Annotated in this window: 16 protein-coding genes; 8 read left to right on the plus strand and 8 right to left on the minus strand. The window is 65.5% G+C overall.

Translation table 11 applies throughout. The features are described from left to right. Positions 1 to 65: 65 nt before the first annotated feature. From FG323_RS09065 to FG323_RS09090, 6 genes are all read right to left on the minus strand, one after another. Positions 66 to 3,134 carry a TonB-dependent receptor gene (locus FG323_RS09065; protein ID WP_141454196.1) on the minus strand — a complete coding sequence of 1,023 codons (3,069 nt, stop codon included), beginning with the start codon at positions 3,132 to 3,134 and terminating at the stop codon, positions 66 to 68. Positions 3,135 to 3,941: 807 nt separating this feature from the next. After that, complete coding sequence (locus FG323_RS09070) at positions 3,942 to 4,478, minus strand: peptidase (protein WP_141454197.1); 537 nt, start codon at positions 4,476 to 4,478, stop codon at positions 3,942 to 3,944. Positions 4,479 to 4,485: 7 nt separating this feature from the next. Next, positions 4,486 to 4,770 (minus strand): helix-turn-helix domain-containing protein, encoded by a 285-nt coding sequence (locus tag FG323_RS19960; protein ID WP_343192859.1) that lies wholly within the window; start codon positions 4,768 to 4,770, stop codon positions 4,486 to 4,488. A gap of 24 nt (positions 4,771 to 4,794) precedes the next feature. Next, entirely contained in the window at positions 4,795 to 5,388 is a 594-nt protein-coding gene (locus FG323_RS09080; RefSeq protein ID WP_141454198.1) for a hypothetical protein, read from the minus strand. Positions 5,389 to 5,651: 263 nt separating this feature from the next. Beyond that, positions 5,652 to 5,957, minus strand: a complete 306-nt coding sequence (locus FG323_RS09085) for a hypothetical protein (protein WP_141454199.1) — start codon at positions 5,955 to 5,957, stop codon at positions 5,652 to 5,654. 269 nt (positions 5,958 to 6,226) lie between these two features. Beyond that, positions 6,227 to 6,910 (minus strand): phytanoyl-CoA dioxygenase family protein, encoded by a 684-nt coding sequence (locus FG323_RS09090; protein ID WP_141454200.1) that lies wholly within the window; start codon positions 6,908 to 6,910, stop codon positions 6,227 to 6,229. A 433-nt stretch (positions 6,911 to 7,343) separates the two neighbouring features. Between FG323_RS09090 and FG323_RS09095 the strand changes: the two genes are divergently transcribed. The 5 genes from FG323_RS09095 (at position 7,344) to accC (ending at position 10,619) form a co-directional block, all read left to right on the plus strand. Beyond that, on the plus strand, positions 7,344 to 7,511 hold the full coding sequence (locus FG323_RS09095) for a hypothetical protein (protein ID WP_181444147.1): 168 nt from the start codon (positions 7,344 to 7,346) through the stop codon (positions 7,509 to 7,511). A 301-nt stretch (positions 7,512 to 7,812) separates the two neighbouring features. Next, positions 7,813 to 8,253, plus strand: coding sequence for a type II 3-dehydroquinate dehydratase (gene aroQ, locus FG323_RS09100; protein WP_141454202.1), 441 nt, complete (start codon positions 7,813 to 7,815; stop codon positions 8,251 to 8,253). 61 nt (positions 8,254 to 8,314) lie between these two features. After that, on the plus strand, positions 8,315 to 8,794 hold the full coding sequence (accB, locus tag FG323_RS09105; protein WP_141454203.1) for an acetyl-CoA carboxylase biotin carboxyl carrier protein: 480 nt from the start codon (positions 8,315 to 8,317) through the stop codon (positions 8,792 to 8,794). Between the two features lie 16 nt (positions 8,795 to 8,810). Further along, complete coding sequence (locus FG323_RS09110; RefSeq protein ID WP_141454204.1) at positions 8,811 to 9,197, plus strand: four helix bundle protein; 387 nt, start codon at positions 8,811 to 8,813, stop codon at positions 9,195 to 9,197. A gap of 54 nt (positions 9,198 to 9,251) precedes the next feature. Further along, a complete protein-coding gene (accC, locus tag FG323_RS09115; RefSeq protein WP_141454205.1) occupies positions 9,252 to 10,619 on the plus strand; it encodes an acetyl-CoA carboxylase biotin carboxylase subunit in 1,368 nt (455 codons plus the stop codon). Between the two features lie 823 nt (positions 10,620 to 11,442). Here the strand turns inward: accC and FG323_RS09120 are convergent. Both FG323_RS09120 and FG323_RS09125 read right to left on the minus strand, forming a co-directional pair. Next, entirely contained in the window at positions 11,443 to 11,778 is a 336-nt protein-coding gene (locus FG323_RS09120; RefSeq protein ID WP_255470114.1) for a hypothetical protein, read from the minus strand. Between the two features lie 26 nt (positions 11,779 to 11,804). Beyond that, positions 11,805 to 12,728: a hypothetical protein gene (locus FG323_RS09125; RefSeq protein WP_141454207.1), complete on the minus strand. Its 924-nt coding sequence runs from the start codon at positions 12,726 to 12,728 to the stop codon at positions 11,805 to 11,807. A 99-nt stretch (positions 12,729 to 12,827) separates the two neighbouring features. Between FG323_RS09125 and prmA the strand changes: the two genes are divergently transcribed. The 3 genes from prmA (at position 12,828) to FG323_RS09140 (ending at position 14,820) form a co-directional block, all read left to right on the plus strand. Next, positions 12,828 to 13,751: a 50S ribosomal protein L11 methyltransferase gene (gene prmA, locus FG323_RS09130; protein WP_141454208.1), complete on the plus strand. Its 924-nt coding sequence runs from the start codon at positions 12,828 to 12,830 to the stop codon at positions 13,749 to 13,751. Positions 13,752 to 13,898: 147 nt separating this feature from the next. Continuing rightward, positions 13,899 to 14,291: a helix-turn-helix transcriptional regulator gene (locus tag FG323_RS09135; protein WP_181444175.1), complete on the plus strand. Its 393-nt coding sequence runs from the start codon at positions 13,899 to 13,901 to the stop codon at positions 14,289 to 14,291. Positions 14,292 to 14,436: 145 nt separating this feature from the next. Next, complete coding sequence (locus tag FG323_RS09140; RefSeq protein WP_141454210.1) at positions 14,437 to 14,820, plus strand: GFA family protein; 384 nt, start codon at positions 14,437 to 14,439, stop codon at positions 14,818 to 14,820. Positions 14,821 to 14,834: the final 14 nt, after the last annotated feature.

Genomic DNA, 14,834 nt, shown 5'->3' on the forward strand with positions numbered 1-14,834 from the left:
GCGCTTGCTCATTTCAATGTTCCGGCATTCGACGGGCATGACAGGACGTGGGTTCGGGAAACGGATCAGAAGGACTGCGTGTAGCGCAGGTACAGGAACCGGCCGATGTCGAAGCCGCCGTAGTACGCGTAGTTCGACAGCGGTTGGGTGTACATCAGCGGCCCGACCTTGTTGAACACGTTGTTGGCGCCGACCGACACCGTGGCGTTCCACGGCAGGGTCACCCGGAACTGCACATCGTGGAAGACCGTGGCCCCCACGTTGCGGCGCCGCGAGATCTCGCTCTCCGGCCGGCCATCCGGCCCCAGCGTGCCGCTCGGCGCATAGGTGATCTCGTCGCACTCCAGATGGGGCTGCGTCACCGGCGGCGCGCCGGGCCCGGTCGGCGTGAAGTAGACGCAGGCTTCCTTCATGCCCGAGTAGTAGCGGGTACTCCAGCTTGCGCCCAGGATGCCGCGTTCCCAGCCCACGTTGAGGTTGGAGCGAAGACGGAAGCTGCTTCCCGCCCAACCCACGTCGGAAATCGGATGCTCCGGCAGATCGCTGCTGACCGAGTAGTCGTACACCGTGTAGGTGGAGGTCGACCCGATGCTGAACTTGCCCCAGTCCGCCAGTTCAAAACGATAGGACAGATCCAGATCGAATCCCTGCACCTTGCGGAAACCCGCATTGGTGTCGCCGAAGCGCAGATCATTGATGTTGCCGGTGGCCGGATCCCGGGTAAAACCGTTGCCCGTGCTCTGTCCGCAGCGCGAGGCGATGCCGATCACGTAGCAATCCGTGAGCATGCTGTCCGGACCATCCGACACGATGGTGTCGTCGATGCGGATCCGCCACCAATCCAGGGCGAGGTTTAACCCGGGGATGAAGCCGGGACTCCACACCACGCCGATGGTCTGCGACTTGGATGTCTCCGGCAGCAGATCCGGGTTCGATCCGGTGAAGAACGGCACCGCCGCGCTGGCGCCCGGCCCGGTGACCGGCGTGCCGGCGGCGTTGAGCTGGCGGAACGTATCCGCGCGCGCGCCCAGCTCGGCCCGGCAGTTGGCACGGGTGGTCGGATTGGACGCCGAACTGCCGTACACCACATCGCACGGATCCGTATAGCGTTCGGCCGTCTCGCTCATGCCACCGTAGAGATCGCTGATGGTGGGCGCGCGGAAGCCATCGGCGAGCGTGGCACGCAGCATCAGCGAATCGATCGGCTTCCAGCGCAGGCCGATCTTGTTGTTGGTGGTATCGCCGAAATTGCTGTAGTCGGAATAGCGGCTGGCCATGTTCAGGCTCAGCTCCCGGGCAAAACGCATGTCGGCCAGGAGGGGCACCTCCAGCTCCGCGTACAGCTCCTTCACCGAGTAACTGCCGCGGGTGGGGTTGTCGCCCTGATTGGTGGAAAGTCCGCCCGCCGCCATCGCGTCGGGAATGAACTCGCCGCTCTCCTTCCTGCGCTCGACGCCCACCGCGAATCCCAGATCGCCGGCCGGCAGCGCCATCACGGTTCCCGACAGGTTGGCCGCCAGCACTTCCGTGATGGTTTCGCCGCTGTCGTGTTCGATGTGATACAGGTAGTCCAGCAGTTTCTGGTTACCCGTCAGACCGTAGGGGGCGACGGTTCCATAGGGAATGAACGGATTGAACGGAACGCACCCGGCGACGGCCGCGCCTGGTCGTCCGCAGCGCACCTCGCCCGTGGCCGTATCCAGGTACGACGGTCCCAGTGCGTTGCGGAGACGATCGATGCCCATATCGCCAATGCCGGTCAGGAGCAGCTTGTTCCGGTTGTGCATGTAGGACACGTCCCAGTCGAAGGGGCGCGCGGCCAGTTCGAAGGTCCCTTCGAGCGCGGCGGAGAACCGGAAGGTGCTGAGTTCATTCGTGGTCTGCCGCGGGACTTCCTGGAAGTTGCGGAACCAGGTGGTGATGTCGCGATTGATCGGGTTGAAGTAGCTATCGCCCGAGATGGGCAGATTGAACCGGCTGGCGGTCAGTGGCCGCCCTGACGATGTACGGGTGCTGGAGCGGTCGCTGTACAGCAGGTTGGTACGGAAGCGCACGGCGTCGGTGATGTTCAGGATGCCGTCCGCGTACACCGACTTCCATTTGCGGGGAATCCGCAAGTCCGCCAGATCCTTGGTGTTGAACTTGGTGGCGGTGGAACCGGGCACGCAGATGTTCGGTCCCGGCTGGGCGACCGAGTTGGGCAGGCAGGTGCCGACAAAGGTGTCCTGGGCGATATAGTCCGCCGGATTCATCGGGTCGCCGCCGTCGCGCAGCAGCACGCGCGTGTTGTTGCCGGTGTAGACCACGTTCGGCAGGCCATCCGAGGGACGGCTGGTGAACACCGCCCGGGGCAGGTTGATCGCCCAGTTGTCGGTGGGATGGCGCTGCGAGCTCGGATAGCGGCTGTATTCGCGATCCACGGCGCCCACGCGGTCTTCCTTGGCCCACTCCGCGGCGAAGGTCAGCGAGCCGCGATCGCCGCTGAAGCCGAACACCATGTCGCCCTTGGTCACCGCGCCGTCGCCTTCGCTGTACTGGCCATAGTAGACGCTGGCGCTGACGCCCTCGAAGTTCGAGCGGGTGATGATGTTCACCACGCCGGCGATCGCGTCAGCGCCATAGATCGAGGAGGCGCCGTCCTTCAGCACTTCGATCCGCTCCACCGCCGCGGCCGGAATCAGCGAAACGTCGGCCTGGCCGGTGATGCCCACGCCCATGCGGCGGCCATTGACCAGCACCAGGCTGCGCTCCGGTCCAAGGTCGCGCAGGCTGACATAGGTGCCACCCGCGTCCGCGCCGGAACTGCTCGGGCTGGCGCGGCTCAGCGGCGCGTTGCCCATCGCACTGAGGTTCTGCAGGATGTCGCCGACCGACTGGAAGCCCTGCTTCTCGATGTCCTGGCGGCTGATCACTTCGATCGGCTGCGCGGTCTCCACGTCGACCCGGCGGATCCGCGAGCCGGTGACGCGCACCGTATCCAGGCTCTGGACGCCGGCCGCCGGCTCGTCCGCGTTCGCGCTTGTGGCCGTGGACTGTTCGGCCTGCTGCGCGACGGCGATGACCGGTGACAGCGTGACGCCGAACAGCAAGGCGACACGGATCGCGTCGCACAACAGGTTGTTCCGGTAGCTCATTACCCCCTCCAGGTTTGGCTGCGGTCCGATGGCTCCGTCCGGCGACGCCGGTCAGGTCAAACCATCCCCTCCCGATAATGTATACAAATATTCAATCATACAAATCAAGTGCTATTTCACTCCGGGACGGATCCCCGGGCAGAAATCCGCCATCCGCCCCCCAAATTGGCGCCAAATGACCTCAGAGGAGGAACTGTGGGAGATTCCTTGCTGCATAGCAGCAGCATTCGGCGCGGCGGGGTGGGTAAAGCCCAAGGTCCTCCTTGTCGGTGGACCTGCGCGGCAGCGACGGACGGTTGGATGACAGCCTCATCTTCGAAGGCGTCTCCGAAAGACTCGGGGGCTCATGGACTCGTCGTCTCCAGGCCACCCTCTATCGCAGCCCGTCCGGAAGCGCCCGGGCACATCCGAAGTCGCCACGCCGTCGTCCCGCGAAGATCGACGCTCAAAGTCGGTTTCCCCGCTGCTGCCATCGGACAAGGGCAAACGACACGGTGCTTCTGCCAGGGTTGGCCAACGCTGGACTGCATCGGCAGCATGATTCGCTGCCGGAATTGATGAACTCCACCCAGGGTGCCGCGCAGGCTGCTGCTTCAGTCAGGGCAAACGCGCATGGCGGGGTGGATGGGGACTCGGGGCGTCGGAATCTTCACGAGTGGACCTGAAATCCCATCCCGACAGCCGTGTACCTTTCGGTCGGAGATGACCCACCACTCGCCAGGTAGATCGGCTCATCATCCCGGAAGCGGATCCGGGTCACCGGCCTTCATCTGGAAGATCGCCGTAACGCTTGGAGATGAATCCGGATCAGCCAGCGCCTGCGCGAGCCGCGTGCCCGGCCATCGCCGCCGATGCCGCGTCGGCCATTTGCTCGGCGCTGATTCCGAGCCCCCGGAAGGCACGGGCCGCGCTTGTGTGCACCTCCTGGGCGACGCCAAGCAGGACATCCGCGCCCAGCAGTTCGCGGCCCTTCCGTGCGCCGCGCGACTCCGCCAGGCGTTGGACAAGCGACTGGCCGGAAGGCCCCGCTTCGTAGAGGCTGCCTTTCGGAGCGACCCGTGTCTGGGCAGGGGGGCCTGCGGACACCGCCGGTCGCGCGACACCAATGGAGGCAAGTGCGGCTTCGTGCTGGGAAGCAAGTGCGCCAAGGAAAGCCGCTTCGGTCAGCGCGAGATGCCCGAAGGCCTCGCTTGCGGTCTTGTCGGCCAATCCAAGCGCCGCCAGCACAAAATGCTCGGAGCCCGGCCTGGCATGGCCATGGTCGCGCGCGATTTCTTCCGCCCGGCTGCAAAGCTTGGCCAGCGTACGGGCATCTTTCACATATCGACTGAGCGACATGAACATGATTGCGCTATCCCTTTGCGGTGGTTTGGAGATGTGAAAGACGCCGATGTGCGGCCTGCTTCGAAACCCCCAAAGCCTCCGCAATCTGGGACCACGACCAACCCTCGCGCAGCGCGGCATGCACCGCCCGGGCTTCCAGTTCATCCGCCAATTGGCGTAGCGCCAGTACGGCCGCGAGGGCATCCGCACTGTCATTGGGGTCAGGCAAGGTCTTCGGTAGCCTCATGGCGTCAACAATAGTTGACGATAGAAGACTTGTCAACACTTGTTGACGGGACAAGGGAGCTGGCATCCATCTGCTTGCGGCAACAGGCCGTCAGGCACCCGTCGTTCCTTCTTTCTCCCGCTTTGCGGCCAGCCATCGCTTCAGGCGAAATGCCCGATAGCGGGCGGCTCCGATCCAGGTGGAGCTCCCGAGCTCATTCCGGATGGCGACCGCATCCTCATGGATTTCCCTGAGGGTGTTGGCGGCAATCTTCAGATCCCGCAGCGCGCGCCTCCGCTCGGCAGGGATCACGTCGGCACCGCGTCCGCGGTTCCAGGCCTCTCCTTCCATCCCGGCCATGATGCCCGCATCCGACAGGAGCAGGACCAGCCGGTGGTCGGGAACGTCATGCAGGGGACACGACGCGATCGCATCCACCATCTTTTGCCATCCATCCAATGGCCGGGTGGCGTCGCCACCGATCTGGATGGCTCGCTCGAGGTGCTCGGCGTCCATCTTTGCCTGGGTGGAGAGCGTGCCCAGCAGGGTGCAGTAGACATCCAGTCGACGCCGCAATTCGGCCTTTCGGTCTCGATGCGGCAGATAGATCGCCACGCCGATGGCAAACACCGACAGGACCGCCTGGGCCCAAGCTGCCTGGGCCTCCTCTTTGAGGCTGCAAAAGCCGATCCAGTCGCATGCCATCGCCGCACCTCCCTGGCCGAGGATGTGGAGCTTCCCGCTATTGCATCCCGTCCGCAACACACCCCTCGCGGGGAAAAATTCGGTTGCGACCCCGGCTGCGTCTGCCGCGTCACTCCATGCCTTTTGCAGTCGACGGGAAGTCCAGCAGCCACGCAGGATGGGCGAGACGCGATGATGCCCGAGGCCGGGGGGAAATTCAGGAAGTTCCCCTCCACTGGACTGACGGGGGAATCCTCGTGCTACCCGATCTCCCCCTACCCGCATCAGCGCATCGCGCGCTTGCGTTTCAGCAGCTTCCGCTTGGGGCCGTCGCCGGGTTTCGCCGGGCTGACCGAGATCCACTCCGACTGGCTCATGATCCGATCGACCTGTCGCTCCATGCTTTCGAAGCTGGCGTACCAGCGATGGATGGCCATGGTGGGTTCGTTGTGTTCGTCGCCACCGCAGGCGGCGCTGAGGCAGCCCATCAGGTTGAGTTGGTTGCGCAGTTGTTTCAGTTCGTAGATGGCCGCTTCGGAAAAGAAGTAGCCGGTGCGGGGCAAAGCGGACGTAGCAGACTCTGAACTCATTGGTAGTACTCCAAAATTCTTCGGTGGCTTTACGTTACGAAGGAGTTTTGGAGCTCCGGCGACGAGTCTGCCTTCGCCATCGAGCGCGTTCAATGCTTTGGCGTTCAATGTTATGCAGATGACGAGATATGCCATCCACCGTCATTCGGTGAGAAACAAACATCTCACGCAGACACTTCCCCGAGTGGATCCATTGCCATTCGCCACACGAACGCCATCCAGCGTCCGCTGTCATCGTTGTTGGGACAACTATGCGCTGTACGATTTCATCACTCGCCCATGAAGTAGCGCGTGGTCGCCATCATGCGTACCTGTGCCGTCGTGTTGACCGATGGCGTGTGCAGCGTGCGCAGGTCCATCAGGAACACGTCGCCGGCGCGCCCCGACATTTCCACGAGCCGGATGCCAAGACCGGCAAGGTCCCGCTCCAGATCCGTCGACGTCCTGAGCACTCGCCTCAACGCCGGCATCGCATCGGCGCCGAGCCGATGGGATCCGGCCAGCGCCAGCGTCGCTCCCCCGTGGGGGGCCACGTCATCGATGAGGAAGAACGCCTGAATGCCGGGGATTGGGCCGTCCGCATCCGCCCCCACGTCCACGTGCCAGTTCAGGCCTTGCAGTGTCCAGGTCCCCTGCTTCACGGGCGACAGCAACAATTGCGTGTCCTGGACGCCGGACGGCGTGCGTCCACCGAGGTGCGCGACCCTCTGCCTCAGCTCCGGTGTCGCCAGTGTTTCGTGCAGGCCCGGCAGCTTCACCAGCGCGGACAACCGGCCGATCTGCTGGAAGACCGGCAGGGCCCGCAGCGACGCTGATACGCCGCGTCCCGCGTGCACGCGCTTCAACTCGAGATCCAGTGCCCGCTTGAGCGCCGCCAGCCGCGTCCGCGGATGGAATCCCTCCAGGCGCAGGCAGCCCTGTGCCGCGAAGTGGTCCGGATCGATGAATTTCATTGCAAATCGAATGACCGTTTTGAGACTGGGCGACGAACTCCGCTCCAAGATCATCTCGTTCGATTTTGAGACAAGAGGCGCCGGGGGTGTGCCAGGACGAGCTTGTCTGGCCCGCCCTACTTTGAAATCTGAGTTATACAACCGTCTCTGTCCTTAGTTGTATAACTCGGACTATCCGTCATGACCGCGCTCTATCGCGAACTCCCCGCAGGCGCCCAGGCCGCCTGCGGCGAAGCCTATGAAGCGACCCACCATGCGGAACTGCACCGGAGCATGGCCCCCTGTCGGGCTCCTTTCAGTCCAAGTCCATCAAGGGCAAGCGTGGTACTTCGCCTAGTTGGACGGCGGGGCCCGTCAGATTTACGTGAGGCCGGCGTCCGATCATGTCGAGTCGCTCAAAGACCTCGAATAAGCCGGCACCGTGATCGAATGCATGCTCGACCAGGGGTATGTGGATGCGCTGCAGGCATCGGTCGCGGACCTCCTTGAACGCGGCAGCGGCTGGCGCTCCCGGTTCGATACGGCGATCAAGCGCCTGTCCGCGCGCCACGCCGCCATCGCCGCGCGCTTCGTCGCGGACGTCAGCAGCCAAGCTCAATAGGCGCCCGCTGACCCGAGGGGCCCAGACGCATCCCCCGCCTTCTCCGGCGAACATGCCGTCAACGCACGGTTCTACGCCACCACCTAAAACTCCCGGGAAGTCCGCAGCCCGTTTGGCGTCGCGGACCCACCGCCCTCCGGCCCCCTTGTCGCGGGCCTGCCCGCGCGAAACGTCCATCCACCAAGCCTTGCGCGCGTGGGGCTCCGGAAATTCAAACATCCGTTTAAAACGCCAACAACTTCGGCGATCTGGACAGGATCGCCGGCTTCGCGCAGACTGCCGCCCTCCCGTCGGAGCGCCCATGGCTAAACTGCTGGTCCTGCATGGTCCCAACCTCAACCTGCTCGGCACCCGCGAGCCGGAGGTGTACGGCCATGCCACGCTGGCGGACATCGACGCGGCCCTGCTGGCGCAGGCGCAGGCGGGGGGCCATGAGCTGTCCAGCGTCCAGTCCAATGCCGAGCATTTGCTGGTGGACCGGGTCCAGGCGGCCCGCACGGATGGTACCGCCTTCATCCTGATCAATCCGGCCGCCTTCACCCACACCTCGGTCGCCCTGCGCGACGCGCTGGCGGCGGTGGCCCTGCCCTTCATCGAAATCCACCTGTCCAATCCGCACCGCCGCGAGCCGTTCCGCCACCACAGCTATTTCAGCGATCTGGCGGTCGGCGTGGTCTGCGGGTTCGGCGCCGACAGTTACCGCTACGCGCTGGATGCCGCGCTGGCGCGATTGTCCGGCTGACCCTTTCCGACCTTTTCCTTTTCGTTCCCCGCCTGGGAACCCGCTCAACCAAGAGGCCCCTATGGATCTCCGCAAAATCAAGAAACTGATCGACCTGCTGGAAGAGTCGAATCTCGCCGAAATCGAAATCAAGGAAGGCGAGGAATCCGTGCGCCTGGCGCGCGTGCCCAAGGGCGGCCTGGTCGCCGCCGCGCCGGCGCCGGTGTACGCCCCGGTCGAGGCCCGCCCGGCCGCGCCGATGCCGATGAGCTCGCCCACCGAGGCCTCCACCGGCGGCGCCGCCAAGGCCGGCGGCAACCTGCCCGAAGGCCACGTGATGCGCGCGCCGATGGTCGGCACCTTCTACGCCTCGGCCTCGCCGGACAAGCCGGCGTTCGTCACGGTCGGCCAGACCGTCAAGGCCGGCGACACCCTGGCGATCATCGAGGCGATGAAGATGTTCAACCCGATCGAAGCCGACGTCTCCGGCACCGTCCAGGCCATCCTGGCCGAGAACGGCCAGCCGGTGGAATTCGATCAGCCGTTGTTCGTCATCGGCTGATCAACGGGAATCGGGAATGGAGAATCGGGAATCGTCCAAGCGGCCGCACGCGCGGCTGGAAGTGTGGCGGGACTCGATGGATCTGGTGGAAATGGCTTACCAATTGTCCGCCCACTTTCCCGATTCGGAACGCTTCGGCCTGACCGCGCAGCTCCGGCGTTCGGCCGTCAGCATTCCTTCCAACATCGCCGAGGGTGCCGCCCGCCGTTCGACGGCCGAATATCTGAGGTTTCTTTCGATCGCACGAGGTTCGTTGTCGGAACTGGATACGCAACAGCAAATCGCCATTCGCCTGGGATTTGTCGATGCATCGCCGGAACTGGAAGCACTCATCGACCGGATATTCGCCAAGCTCACCGCCCTCATGAACGCCATCGGCAAGCCACAGGTGGAGCCCGCATGAACCGCACTGCCTTTTACGATTCCCCATTCTCCATTCCCCATTCCCGGCCTTCCCATGCTCGATAAAGTCGTCATCGCCAACCGGGGTGAAATCGCGCTGCGCATCCTGCGCGCGTGCCACACCCTGGGCATCCGCACGGTGGCCGTGCATTCCACGGTCGACCGCAACCTCAAGCACGTGGCCATGGCCGACGAGTCGGTCTGCATCGGTCCGGCGCCGTCGTCGGAGAGTTACCTCAACATCCCGGCGATCATCGCCGCGGCCGAGGTCACCGACGCGCAGGCCATCCATCCCGGCTACGGCTTCCTGTCGGAGAACGCCGACTTCGCCGAACGGGTGGAGCAGTCCGGCTTCGTCTTCATCGGTCCCAAGGCCGACACCATCCGCCTGATGGGCGACAAGGTGGAAGCGATCCGCGCGATGAAGGCCGCCGGCGTGCCGTGCGTGCCCGGCTCGGGCGGTCCGCTGGGCGACGACATCGTCGCCAACACCAAGATCGCCCGCGAGATCGGCTATCCGGTGATCATCAAGGCGGCCGGCGGCGGCGGTGGTCGCGGCATGCGCGTGGTGCACGCGGAGGCCGCGCTGAGCAACGCCATCGCCACCACCAAGTCGGAAGCCAAGGCGGCGTTCGGCAACGATCAGGTGTACATGGAGAAGTTCCTGGAAAATCCGCGCCACGTGGAAATCCAGGTGCTGGCCGACGGCCAGGGCAACGCCATCCACCTGGGCGAGCGCGACTGCTCGATGCAGCGCCGCCACCAGAAGGTGGTGGAGGAAGCACCCGCGCCCGGCATCACCGAGGCGCAGCGCGCCGAAATCGGCAAGGTCTGCGTGGAAGCCTGCCTGCGCATCGGTTACCGCGGCGCCGGCACGTTCGAGTTCCTGTACGAGAACGGCCGCTTCTACTTCATCGAGATGAATACCCGCATCCAGGTGGAGCACCCGGTCACCGAACGCATCACCGGCATCGACCTGGTCTGCGAGCAGCTGCGCATCGCCGCCGGTCGCAAGCTGACCATCAAGCAGGAGGACATCGTCCTGCGCGGCCATGCCATCGAGTGCCGCATCAACGCCGAGGATCCGGAAACCTTCATGCCCAACCCGGGCCTGATCCAGCACTTCCATCCGCCGGGCGGCCCCGGTGTGCGCGTGGACACCCACATCTACGAGGGTTACCGCGTGCCGCCGAACTACGATTCGATGATCGGCAAGCTGATCGTGCATGGCCCGGATCGCGAAACCGCCATCGCCCGCATGCGGGTGGCGCTGAGCGAGATGGTGGTCGACGGCATCAAGACCAACATCCCGCTGCAGCAGCGGATCATGCGCGACCAGGGCTTCCAGGCCGGCGGCCAGAACATCCACTACCTGGAAAAGCGCCTGGCCGAACGCAAGAACAAGTCGATCGCGCTGGTGTGATCAAACCCTCTTCCCACTTCCCTGTGGGAGCGACGTAAGTCGCGAAGAGACCCGGCCCGGAGCGGAAACGCTTCGGGCCGTTTCGTTTGGGGCGATGGGTTTGCGAGCCAGGTGATATCACGGTCGCGACTGACGTCGCTCCCACAGCGCGGGGTTAAGCGCTTTTCGTGCTGCATGCCCTCCACCGGAACCACATCGGCCGGCGAGTCGAACGCGCGGCCTTGACGTCACCCTTTCCCTCTCTTGTGGGAGCGACGTCAGTCGCGAAGAAACCCGGCCCGGATCGGAAACCGCCCCGGGCCGTTTCGTTTGAGGCGATGGGTTTGCGAGCCGGGCGATTTCACCGTCGCGACTGACGTCGCTCCCACAGCATGGGGTTCAGCGCTTCTCGCGCTGCGTGCCCTCCACCGGAACCACACCGGCCGGCGAGTCGAACGCGCGGCCTTGACGTCACCCTTCCCCTCTCTTGTGGGAGCGACGTCAGTCGCGAAGAAACCCGGCCCGGATCGGAAACGCTTCGGGCCGTTTCGTTTGAGGCGATGGGTTTGCGAGCCGGGTGATATCACCGTCGCGACTGACGTCGCTCCCACAGCATGGGGTTCAGCGCTTCTCGCGCTGCGTGCCCTTCACCGGCACCACACCGGCCGGCGAGTCGAACGCGCGGCCTTGACGTCACCCTTCCCCTCTCTTGTGGGAGCGACGTCAGTCGCGAAGAAACCCGGCCCGGATCGGAAACCGCCCCGGGCCGTTTCGTTTGGGGCGATGGGTTTGCGAGCCGGGTGATATCACCGTCGCGACTGACGTCGCTCCCACAGCATGGGGTTCAGCGCTTCTCGCGCTGCGTGCCCTTCACCGGCACCACGCCGGTCGGCGAGAGCGGGTCGACGATGCGCAGGGTTTCGCTGGAACCGTCCGGCCAGGTGACTTCCAGGGTGGTGCCGGCCGGCAGCGCCGAGAACGGCGCGCCACTGCGCGCGCGGTACAGCGCGACCATCTGGGCCGCGCCGATCGCGCGATCTTCCTGCGAGGCCTGCACGCCGGCGGGCGTGCGCTGCAGATCGCGGTACGGCGCGTCCATGGCGTTGATCACCACGGTGGCGGCGGCGGCGGCATAGGTGACGAACACCAGCATCCACAGCCAGATGTGAGGCCTTGGCAAGAACCGGTTGCGGTTCGATGGGTGGCTCATTGGATTGCTCTCCTGCCCGACAGCAGACTATCGACCATCTCGTTCAAGTTCTCGACACCCTGTCGCGGAACGCCTGCGTCCACGACGAATGCGGGGAAGTCCTGCGACGGGTCCCGCGAACAGATGCCACCGTGGGCGCAATAGGCGGTCATCAGATTACCTTGCGGACGGCAATCCAGCCCCAGTCGGCAGGCGGCGATCTGCCAGGCCACTTCCGACAGCCAGGTACCGGACACGCCACCGAGTTCGGCTTCCGCGCCGCTGGCGGCCAGGCCCATCGCCCGCGACAGCGCCAGGAAGGCCTGCGGATCGCCGGAAGCGGTGACCCGCGCGACCAGCGCGCTGCGATAGCCGGCGTCCTCCGACATCGGTTCGCCATCGGCCATCAGCGCGGCCTCGGCGGCGAGGCTGCCGGCCTTGGCGGCCTGCACGCGCGCTTCGTGGACGCTGCGCGAGGACAGTCCGTCCTCGGGCATGAAACGCGCGCAGCGCGCGCTGACCCGCTCGCGCGCGGCGGCCATGGTCGCGGCGTTGGACACGTCCAGCGCCGCGATGGCGCGGGTATCGCGGGCATAGCCGGCCGGGTTGCTGGCGAAGCCGGCGCAGTAATCGTGCACCCGGCTCAGCATCCACCAGGCATCGGCGTCGCCGGCACGCGCCTGCAGCGCCAGTTGCTGCGCATACACGAACAGATCCGGTGTGGTCTCGAATTCGCGCCGGCTGTCGAACGCCAGCGCGGTCGGCGAGGGTTCCTGGATCCGGCGCGCCGGCCGGGCGGCCGGTGCCGGTTCGCCGCTGATGTCGGCGACCGTGGTCGCGATCGGCGCCACGGCATTCCGCGCGCCCTGCGCCCACCACCATGCACCCGCCGTGCCGAGCACGCAGGCGCATACGAGTACCCAGGGGAGCATGCGAGGCATCTCGCGATTATCCGTGGCCGCGTGGGGGGTTTCAACGCGGCCGGGTCTTGCCGGGTCGCATGCGACAATGCGCGCCCGAACCGCATTTTTCCGCCCTCCATGCCCTATCTCGAACTTACCCTGCGCTGCCGCGAATCTGAACAGCCGCGATACGAGAATGCCCTGGAGGATGTGGGCGCGCTGTCGGTGACCCTGCTGGACGCCGACGCCGATACCGGCAACGAGCGGGCCATCCTGGAACCGGGCGTCGGCGAGACCCCGCTGTGGCATTCGCTGGTGCTGACCGCGCTGTTCCCCGCCGATACCGATGCGCTGATCCTGCTGGCCGCGCTGGAAGCCTTCGATCCCGGCCTGGACTGGACCGATGCGGCCTTCCGCACGGTCGAGGACGAGGACTGGGAACGCGCCTGGCTGGATCAGTTCAAGCCGATGCGCTTCGGCGCGCGCACCTTCATCGTGCCCTGGAACCACGAACTGCCCGAGGAAGCACGCACCGACGATGCGGCGGTGGTGCGGCTGGATCCGGGCCTGGCATTCGGCTCCGGCACCCATCCGACCACCGCGCTGTGCCTGCGCTGGCTGGACGGCCTGGCCGGCGACGGCGAACTGGCCGGGCGCACCGTGCTGGATTTCGGTTGCGGCTCGGGCATCCTCGCGCTGGCCGCGCTGAAGCTGGGCGCGGCGGCGGCGGTGGGCGTGGACAACGATCCGCAGGCGCTGATCGCCACCGCCGACAACGCCGGGCGCAACGAAGTGGGCGATCACCTGTCGGTGTTCCTGCCGGAAGACGAACCGGTGGCGCGCTATCCGATCGTGGTCGCCAACATCCTGGCCTCGGCACTCGACGCACTGGCCGAAACCCTGGCCGATCGCGTCGCGCCGGGTGGACGCATCGCGCTGTCGGGCATCCTGCACGGGCAGGAAGCGGATCTGCTGGAGCGCTACTCGCCGTGGTTCGAATCGCTGCGCGCCGAACGCGAGGACGACTGGATGCGCATCGACGGCATCCGCCGCTCAGCGTGAGTCGAATATCTTTCGCCGCCAGCTAATGTGAGTGGCATAATTTTCACCATGTTAGAATCACTAACAATCCGCCAGAGCCAGTGTTACTGACCTCACTTGCATGGAGGACCGGCTATATCGGTTTCCCCTTCGTCCTCCCATGCCAACATCGTGAGCAACAAGCTGTACCTGCGGGTCCGACAGGCCCGTGAACACGCCGGTCTGACCCAGGAACAACTCGCGGTCGAACTGAGCCTGACCCGCAGCGCGATCGCCCAGTGGGAAATGGTCGATGGCACCTGTCCGTCGGTCGAGAACATGATCGCCCTGGCCATCCGCACCGGCATGGGTTTCGAATTCCTCGCCACCGGCCGCGGCCCGGCCTTCATCGACAAGCCCAACCCGCACGTCGGCGAGGACGGCGCCGGCTACGGCAAGGATCTCAGCGAGCAGCAGCGCCGCCTGCTGGAACGTTTCGACAGCCTTTCGCCGCGCCAGCGCACCGGCCTGCTGGATCTGATCGGCGACGGCGGCAAGCGTCCGCGCAAGCGCCGGCGCTAGCCGCAGTTCTCCGTCGCGCTGCCGCACCGCGCCTTGCCCGCGGCGGTTTACCGCCCTAGGCTGCGGTTTCCCGGCAGCGGCGGCCGCCGTCCCCGGGCCACGGGAATCCACCGGACATTTCCGGCATCACGCACGGGAGAGCGGCATGCAAGCACATCGGGGCAGTTGCCATTGCGGACGCGTCACCTTCGAGTTCGATGGCGAGGTGGGCGTCGCCATCGAATGCAACTGCTCGATCTGCCGGCGCAAGGGTGCGCTCTGGCACGGCACGGACGACGCGCATTTCCGCCTGCTGTCCGGCGAATCCGAACTGGGCACCTACCGGTTCGGCACCCAGACCGCCGCCCATTACTTCTGCCGGCACTGCGGCGTCAGTCCCTTCAGCCATCCGCGCATCGCCCCGGCGATGTGGGTGGTCAACCTGCGCTGCGTGGACGAGGTGGATCTGTCGGCGCTGAAGGTGTTCCCGTTCGACGGGCAGAACTGGGAAGCGGCCGCGCAGCAGTTCCTGAAAGCGCGCGCCGGCTGAGTCTTCCGCAACGC

Source organism: Pseudoxanthomonas sp. z9 (assembly GCF_006542425.1).
GTDB lineage: Bacteria > Pseudomonadota > Gammaproteobacteria > Xanthomonadales > Xanthomonadaceae > Pseudoxanthomonas_A.